Source organism: Mesorhizobium sp. M0664 (assembly GCF_040320565.1).
GTDB lineage: Bacteria > Pseudomonadota > Alphaproteobacteria > Rhizobiales > Rhizobiaceae > Mesorhizobium.
Genome location: NZ_JAMYPW010000063.1, coordinates 19,677 through 27,660 on the forward strand (window position 1 = coordinate 19,677; position 7,984 = coordinate 27,660).

Sequence of the window (7,984 nt, forward strand, 5' to 3'; positions counted from 1 at the left end):
ACAAGAGCAAGCGAACTCAGCCATACCCACTCATAGCGTAGAGTGAGGTCGAAGAGATAGCCGACGCGCCCGCGGCGGCTCCAATCGAGTGGCCGGCCGAGATAAGGGCCCATTGCCAGCCCCATCACGCGCAAATCCGAGATGGCTGGCGACAAGACTGGCCGTGACGGGAATGGCCGCATGGCTTTGGTTCGAGGCAGGGCGTATCGCCCGGTTTTCTACAGCCTCAATACAGATGCGTCACGCATCACTAATTGAATGCGCCGCATTTTAATATATGCTGCAAGACGTAGAGATAATATCTCAAAGCTGATCAAAAAGGGGGATGCGACCGTGATAACTGCTCCACAGTTGCGTGCCGCGAGGGCGCTCCTTGGCATCGACCAGCGCAGGCTTGCCGAATTGTCCGGTCTTTCCGTGCCGACAATTCAACGCATGGAAGCCAGCGAGTCGATTATTCGGGGTAACGTCGATTCTCTCATGAAGCTGATCGGGGCACTTGACCTCGCCGGCGTGGAATTGATCGCTGAAGGCGCCTCCAGCCAAATCGGCGGGCGCGGCGTGCGACTGAAAGCGGATTTTGACCCCGCCAAAATCCTTGGCGGAGTCGATACGGATGCCAAACTCCCCGTGAGGAGCGTGGCGTGATTTCGGGGGCCGCGGTCCTCCTGTGGGGCGTCGCTGCGCTCCTGGGGACTGCGGTGCTTGCGATTGCGGAAAGCCGCAGATCCGACTTGGGAACACGCCTGATCTACGGCTTGACGCTAGGTATATCGGCGGCCGTGCTCATGGTTCTCGCGAGCCGCATCGCCGACAATCCCGTCACCCCGTCGACTGTGGCGTTGCCTCTTGGATTGCCATGGATTGGCGCTCATTTCCGTTTGGATGCGCTGTCGACTTTCTTCCTCATCGTCGTCAACTTCGGCGGCTCCATGGCCAGTCTTTATGGCCTCGGCTACGGCAGGCATGAGTCTGCGCCGCATCGGGTGCTGCCGTTCTTCCCGGCTTTCCTAGCCGGAATGAACCTTGTCGTGGTGGCCGACGACGCCTTCACTTTCCTGCTTTCCTGGGAATTCATGTCGCTCGCCTCCTGGGCGCTCGTCATGGCGCACCATCGCAAGCAGGACAATGCGCGGGCGGGCTACATCTATCTCGTGATGGCGAGCTTCGGCACACTCGCGCTGCTGCTTGCGTTCGGCCTGCTCGCCGGATCCGATGGAACCTACACATTCGACGCGATGCGAGCCGCCGATCCCACCCCGTTCGCCGCTGCTTTCGTCCTGGTTCTCATGCTGCTGGGCGCCGGCTCCAAGGCCGGACTCGTCCCGCTGCACGTCTGGCTGCCACTCGCCCATCCGGCCGCGCCAAGCCACGTCTCGGCTCTCATGAGCGGCGTGATGACCAAGGTCGCAGTCTATGGCTTCATACGCGTTATTTTCGATCTGCTCGGTGAGCCGGCATGGTGGTCGGGCGTTGCCGTGCTTTTCCTTGGCGGGCTGACGGCGGTTCTCGGCATCCTCTACGCGCTGATGGAAAAGGACCTGAAGCGACTGCTTGCCTATAGCACCATTGAAAACATCGGCGTCATCTTCGTAAGCCTTGGTCTCGCGCTCGCTTTCAAGGCGAACGCCATGCCATCGGCTGCAGCGCTGGCGCTCACCGCCGCGCTGTTCCACGTCCTCAACCATTCCTTTTTCAAGAGCCTGCTGTTTTTCGGCGCGGGCGCCGTGCTGACGGCAACCGGAGAGCGGGATATGGAGAAGCTGGGCGGTCTCATCCACCGCATGCCCTTTACAAGTTTTGCCTTTCTCGTCGGTTGCGTCGCGATCTCGGCACTTCCACCCTTCAACGGCTTCGTCTCCGAATGGCTGGCCTTTCAGGCCATATTGCAGAGCCCCGATCTGCCACAATGGGGACTGAAGGTCATGGTGCCCGCCGTTGGCGGTCTGCTGGCGCTGTCAGCGGCACTGGCCGCGGCCTGCTTTGTAAAGGCGTTCGGGATTGCATTCCTCGGCCGGCCACGCTCGGCCGCGGTGGAACTGGCGCATGAGGTCGACCGCTACTCGCTGGCGGCAATGTTCATTCTCGCTGCCCTTTGTCTCCTGGCCGGCATTCTGCCCGGTCTTGTGATAGACGGCCTCTCATCGGTGACACTGCCACTGATCGGCAGTCGGATGCCTGTGCAGGTGGCCCAGCCCTGGCTGTCTATCGTGCCGATTGCAGCGAGCCGCAGTTCCTACAACGGCCTGTTGGTGTTCCTGTTCATCGCCTTTTCCGCATCCGCTGCGGCATATGTGATCCATCGCTTTGCATCACATGCACTCCGTCGGGGTCCCGCCTGGGGTTGTGGCTTCCCGGATGTGGTCCCGAGCTCGCAGTACACGGCCGTCAGCTTCGCGCAGCCTATCCGCCGCGTCTTCGGCACGTTCGTATTCCGTGCAAGGGAAACCGTCGAAATGCCGGCACCTGGCGAGACCGGTCCGGCTCGTCTGAATGTCGAAATGCATGATGTGATCTGGGAGACGCTGTACCTGCCTATCGGCCGGGCCCTCGACTTTGCGACCGACCACCTCAACCATCTGCAGTTCCTGACGATCAGGCGCTACCTGACCCTCGTCTTTCTCTTTCTCATTGTCCTGCTCCTGGTGCTCGCACTATGGCCGTGATTCTCGAGTTGGCCGTTCAAGGCGCGCAGATGGCGCTGGTGCTTTTGCTGGCGCCGCTCCTGACCGGATTCGTGCGCAAGGTGAAGGCACGGCTCTTGCGCCGCCAGGGTCCTTCCCTGATCCAACCTTACCGCGATCTCTTGCGGCTGATGCGCAAGGAAGTCGTTCTGGCGGACAACGCATCCTGGCTGTTTCGCGTGACGCCCTATCTGATCTTTGCCACCACCTGGGTCGGCGCGGCGCTCATCCCGACATTCGCCGCCGGCCTCACATTCAGTTGGACCGCCGATCTCATAGCCATTGTCGCACTGCTGGGAAGCGCCCGGTTCTTCCTGGCGCTGGCAGGCATGGACGTCGGCACGAGCTTCGGCGGCATCGGCTCGAGCCGCGAGGTGATGATCGCTTCGCTGGCCGAACCCGCCATGCTGCTCATCGTGTTCAGCCTGGCGCTCGTCGCGGGTGCTACGCAACTCTCAACGGTCGCCGCCTTCATGGGGTCACCGGAGGTTGGCTTGCGGGTGTCGCTCGGGATGTCGCTCATCGCCCTCGTGATGGTGGCGATCGCCGAAAACGCCCGCATACCCGTGGACAACCCATCGACCCATCTGGAACTCACCATGGTTCATGAGGCGATGGTGCTGGAATATTCCGGTCGCCATCTGGCGATGATCGAGTTTGCCGCCTTCCTCAAGCTTCTGCTCTATGTGTCGCTGATTTCCTGCGTCTTCCTACCTTGGGGACTGGCGAGCGCCGGTGCAGGACTGGAATCCCTTGCTCCGGGTGTCGTCGCCTATGTCGGCAAGCTTGCCGTCTGTGGCGTTCTCCTCGCCGTGTTTGAGACTGCCATCGCCAAGATGCGCGTCTTCCGCGTCCCGGATTTCCTCGGGGCAGCGCTGATGCTGGCCCTGCTCGGCACGCTCCTGCTGTTCGTCTCACGGAGCCTCTGATGAACGGCCTCACCTTCGACATCGCTCACCTGCTCGCCGGCGGCCTGGTGCTGGTCAGTTTCATGATGCTGTATCAGGATCGCCTCTTTGCTCTGATCAACGTTTTTGCGCTTCATGCAATCGTGCTGGCCCTGTCCGTAGCTTGGCAGGCATACATTCAGGACGCGCATCATCTCTACGTCACGGCGGCAATCGCCCTCGTCTTCAAGGCGATCGTCATTCCTGTCGGGCTTCATCGCATCATTCAGCGGCTCGGCATCCATCGTGACGTCGAGACCGCCGTCGGCATCGGTACGACGATGCTTGCGGGGATAGGCCTGGTGACCCTGTCCATGGTCCTGATGCTGCGCGTCACTCCCGAGGCTGATCCCCTCGCCCGCGAGGACCTGGCTTTCGCGCTGTCCATCATTTTGCTGGGGCTGCTGGTGATGGTCACCCGCCGCAACGCCGTCAGCCAAGTTGTCGGATTCATGTCGCTCGAGAACGGTCTGGTCCTCGCCGCCACGGGGGCCAAGGGCATGCCTCTGGTCGTCGAGATCAGTGTCGCCTTCTCGATCCTTATCGCCTTCATCGTCATCGGAGTCTTCCTGTTCCGCATCCGCGAGAGGTTCGACTCGGTGGATGTCGGCGCGCTCGACGACTACAGGGGAGAACACCGTTGACCGCGTTTTCCCTCGATGCGGTGGCCGCCATTTTGCTGATACCGGTCTTCGCGGCCGCACTTCTGGCGGCGCTGCCGAAATACCGGATATCGGCGGGCGTCAATGTCGCTGCGAGCTTGCTGACCTTGCTCGCCGCACTGTCGCTTCTTGTCACCGACCGCCCGCAGCCTGGGCAGTATCTGCTCGTCGACGATCTCAATATCGTCTTCATCGTGCTCAACACATTCGTCGGCTTCACCACCAGCGTCTTCAGCGCTTCCTACATTGCCCACGAACTGGAGACCGGGCGGCTGACAGTCCCGAACTTGCGGTTTTATCACGCAATGTACCAGGTCATGATGTTCGGCATGAACCTGGCGTTCGTGTCCAACAATATTGGCTTGATGTGGGTGGCGGTGGAGCTTGCCACGCTGACCACCGTGCTCATGGTCGGCATCTACCGCACGCACGAAGCGCTGGAGGCAGCCTGGAAATATTTCATTCTGGGCAGCGTCGGCATCGCGCTCGCACTGTTCGGCACCATCCTCGTCTACATGGCTGCACAGCCGGTTGTTGGCGAGGGGACGAATGCGATGGTCTGGACGGTGCTCATCGCTCACGCCGCGCGCTTCGATCCGGCTCTGCTCAATGTCGCCTTCATCTTTCTGCTGCTCGGCTACGGGACGAAGGTCGGCCTTGCGCCCTTACATGCCTGGCTGCCAGACGCGCATGCTGAGGGTCCAACGCCGATTTCCGCAGTGCTGTCGGGCTTGCTGTTAAACGTCGCACTCTATGCCGTGCTGCGCTTCAAGCTATTGCTCGCGGCAAGCCCGGAAGCGATCGCACCTGGGCCATTGATGATCACGATGGGACTGACGTCGCTTGTCTTCGCGGCCTTCATGCTCTACCGCCGCCGCGACATCAAACGCCTGTTCGCGTACTCCTCGATCGAGCACATGGGCATCATCGTGTTCGCCTTCGGCATAGGAGGCCCGCTCGCCAATTTTGCCGGGCTGCTGCACATGGTCATGCACAGCCTGACCAAGTCGGCGATCTTTTTCACGGTCGGCCACATTGCCCAGGTCAAGGGGACACAGAACATCGCCGAAATCCGGGGACTGACGGAAACACATCCTGCCCTTGGCTGGGCGCTCGTCATCGGCGTCGTTGCCATTGCCGGCCTCCCTCCGCTCGGTATCTTCATGAGCGAATTCCTGGTCGTGAGTTCGACATTTGCAAGACACCCTCTTTTGGCGATGCCCTTGGTTTTCGGGATTCTGCTCGCTTTCGGCGCCCTGCTGCTTCGACTGACCGGCGTCGCTTTCGGCGAACCGCGCGGCAGCACTGCACCCGCCGAGGCGTCCTACATTCCGATGTATTCCCACTTGGCGTTGGTGTTTGCCGCCGGCATCTATCTGCCGCCACCGCTGGTCACATGGTTCCAGCACGTCGCAAGTATCCTGGGGTGAGCAGAGGAGAGAAAGAGCATGCCCGCGCTGATCGACCTCATCCTTGCTGGCCAACGTGTCGAAAATCATTTCCCGTGGTCGCGCGCCGTGGTGACTCCGAAAAAATGGGGCTTTGCCGTCGAGCAACTGGCCGAGGGCCACTGGAGCTTGCTCGGCCTATGGGGTGAGCCAGGCGCCGTCCACATGGCACTTCTCGATGAAAGCGCCGGGGACATCGGCGTCGTCAGCCTGGAATGCCCCAGTGGCCGCTACCCATCGGTCGGCCGGCTGCATCCGCCCGCATTGCGGCTCGAACGTGCGGCTGCTGACCTGTTCGGGCTCCTGCCACAAGGCGCGCCTGATATGAGACGGTGGCTTGATCATGGCCACTGGGGTGTCAGCTATCCGTTGAGTACCCGCGTCCGGACGTCTGCTGCGACTGCCTTCCCGTACAGTTTCCTGCCTGCCGAGGGGGAGAGCCTGCATCAGATCCCAGTCGGGCCCGTGCATGCCGGCATCATCGAGCCGGGCCATTTCCGGTTCACGGCGAGCGGTGAAACGGTCGTCCGGCTGGAGCAGCGCCTCGGATACGCGCACAAGGGTATAGAAGGCCTGATGGCGGGGTCCGACATCGACCGTGCAGCCAAATTGGCGGGCAGAACCTCTGGCGACAGTACCGTGGCATACTCCCTCGCTTTTGCCCGCGCGGTCGAGGCGGCGCTGGGTGTCCAGGTTCCCCCACGCGCGGTCTGGCTGCGAGCGCTCATGGCCGAGTTGGAGCGCCTGGCCAATCATCTGGGCGACATCGGCGCAATCTGCAATGATGCCGCCTTCGCGCTCATGCATGCCCACTGTGGGGTGCTGCGTGAGCGCGTATTGCGGGCAAGCGATGCTGCCTTCGGTCACCGTTTGATGCGCGACTGCATCGTGCCCGGAGGCGTGGCAAGCTTCCTGAGCGATGAGGGCACGACAGCGCTCAGGTCCCTGATCGCAGAGATCAGGCAGCGGTTTCCCGCGCTGGTCGAGCTCTACGACAACACGGCGTCGCTGCAGGATCGGACTGTCGCAACTGGCCGGCTGAAGGTGGAACTCGCTCGTCAATATCGCGCCGGAGGCTACGTTGGCCGGGCCTCCGGTCGGGACTTCGATGCCCGACGCAATCTCGCTTATCCACCCTATGGCGAACTCGCCTTCGATGTACCTCTCCTCCAGGAAGGCGATGTGAACGCCCGTGTATGGATTCGTATCCACGAGGTCGAACAGAGCCTGTCCCTGATCGAACAAGTCCTGCGACAACTGCCAGACGGACCGATCCGCGTCGATTTCGCGCAGACAAACCGATCGCATGAAGGCATGGCGCTCGTCGAAGGTTTTCGCGGCGACATTCTGGCCTGGCTGCGCATTGGCAAGGGCGGCTTGGTCGAGCGCTGTCACCTCCGTGATCCGTCATGGTTTCAGTGGCCGCTCCTTGAAGCGGCGATCGAAGGAAACATCGTTGCCGACTTTCCGCTGTGCAACAAATCGTTCAACTGCTCTTATTCGGGCCATGATCTCTGAAGGCACGCTGTCATGCGCAAGCTTCTTTTTGAAAGCCTGATACGCCCCCCTCTCACCGAGCGTCCGCCGTTGGCAAGCAGCGCGGCAGTCGACGAACTCGCACGCGCGCTCGATGGGGCTGCTCACAAACGATTGGGGCGAAGCCTGTCGATCCGGGCGGTCGATGCCGGTTCCTGCAACGGCTGCGAACTTGAGATGCACGCGCTGAACAACGCCTTCTATGACATCGAGCGTTTTGGGATCCGGTTCGTCGCATCACCGCGCCATGCCGATGTACTGCTCGTCACCGGGCCGGTCACAAAAAACATGCGCGAGGCATTGAAGCTGACCTACGACGCAACCCCCAACCCAAAATGGGTGGTCGCACTGGGAGATTGCGCAGGCAATGGCGGCTGTTTCTCCAGCAGCTATGCGGTGGTGTGCGGAGTGTCCGAGGCCTTGCCTGTCGATCTGCACATTCCAGGTTGTCCGCCGCCGCCAATCGAAATTCTGAAAGGCCTGCTCGCCTTGCTTGAGGGCGTGAATTCCAAGACTGGTGCTGCCCGAAGGTGACCATGTAGAGGCTTTGCCAAGGTTGGCCTTGTCGCTGCATAGATCCAACCAATGCGTAGCCGTGAGTTTAGGGGCATCAGCCAACCTCTAGTTGTGTGCGTCAAGTTCTGCAAAATGGCGTGGCATTGCGTTGACGTCGGCGTGTCCGCCGCGCAGCCCCCGTGTTTAGCGGA

The 7,984-nt window shown here is 61.3% G+C and carries 7 protein-coding genes; all 7 read left to right on the forward strand.

Going from position 1 to position 7,984, the window contains the following annotated elements; all coding sequences use genetic code 11:
• Window positions 1–333: 333 nt before the first annotated feature.
• The 7 genes from NKI39_RS31555 to NKI39_RS31585 are packed head-to-tail and all read left to right on the forward strand — an operon-like array spanning window position 334 to window position 7,811.
• A complete protein-coding gene (locus NKI39_RS31555) occupies window positions 334–648 on the forward strand; it encodes a helix-turn-helix domain-containing protein (RefSeq protein ID WP_023675522.1) in 315 nt (104 codons plus the stop codon).
• A complete protein-coding gene (gene hyfB, locus NKI39_RS31560) occupies window positions 645–2,666 on the forward strand; it encodes a hydrogenase 4 subunit B (RefSeq protein WP_502898642.1) in 2,022 nt (673 codons plus the stop codon). Before NKI39_RS31555 ends, hyfB begins: the two co-directional genes overlap by 4 nt.
• Window positions 2,657–3,613: a respiratory chain complex I subunit 1 family protein gene (locus NKI39_RS31565; RefSeq protein WP_023675520.1), complete on the forward strand. Its 957-nt coding sequence runs from the start codon at window positions 2,657–2,659 to the stop codon at window positions 3,611–3,613. The genes hyfB and NKI39_RS31565 overlap by 10 nt, the downstream gene beginning before the upstream one ends.
• Window positions 3,613–4,275 (forward strand): hydrogenase-4 component E, encoded by a 663-nt coding sequence (locus tag NKI39_RS31570; RefSeq protein WP_023675519.1) that lies wholly within the window; start codon window positions 3,613–3,615, stop codon window positions 4,273–4,275. Before NKI39_RS31565 ends, NKI39_RS31570 begins: the two co-directional genes overlap by 1 nt.
• Window positions 4,272–5,723, forward strand: a complete 1,452-nt coding sequence (locus NKI39_RS31575; RefSeq protein WP_352685371.1) for a hydrogenase 4 subunit F — start codon at window positions 4,272–4,274, stop codon at window positions 5,721–5,723. The genes NKI39_RS31570 and NKI39_RS31575 overlap by 4 nt, the downstream gene beginning before the upstream one ends.
• 18 nt (window positions 5,724–5,741) lie before the next feature.
• Window positions 5,742–7,259: a hydrogenase large subunit gene (locus NKI39_RS31580; protein ID WP_352682058.1), complete on the forward strand. Its 1,518-nt coding sequence runs from the start codon at window positions 5,742–5,744 to the stop codon at window positions 7,257–7,259.
• Window positions 7,260–7,271: 12 nt separating this feature from the next.
• On the forward strand, window positions 7,272–7,811 hold the full coding sequence (locus NKI39_RS31585) for an NADH-quinone oxidoreductase subunit B family protein (protein WP_352836791.1): 540 nt from the start codon (window positions 7,272–7,274) through the stop codon (window positions 7,809–7,811).
• The last annotated feature ends 173 nt before the right edge of the window (window positions 7,812–7,984 follow it).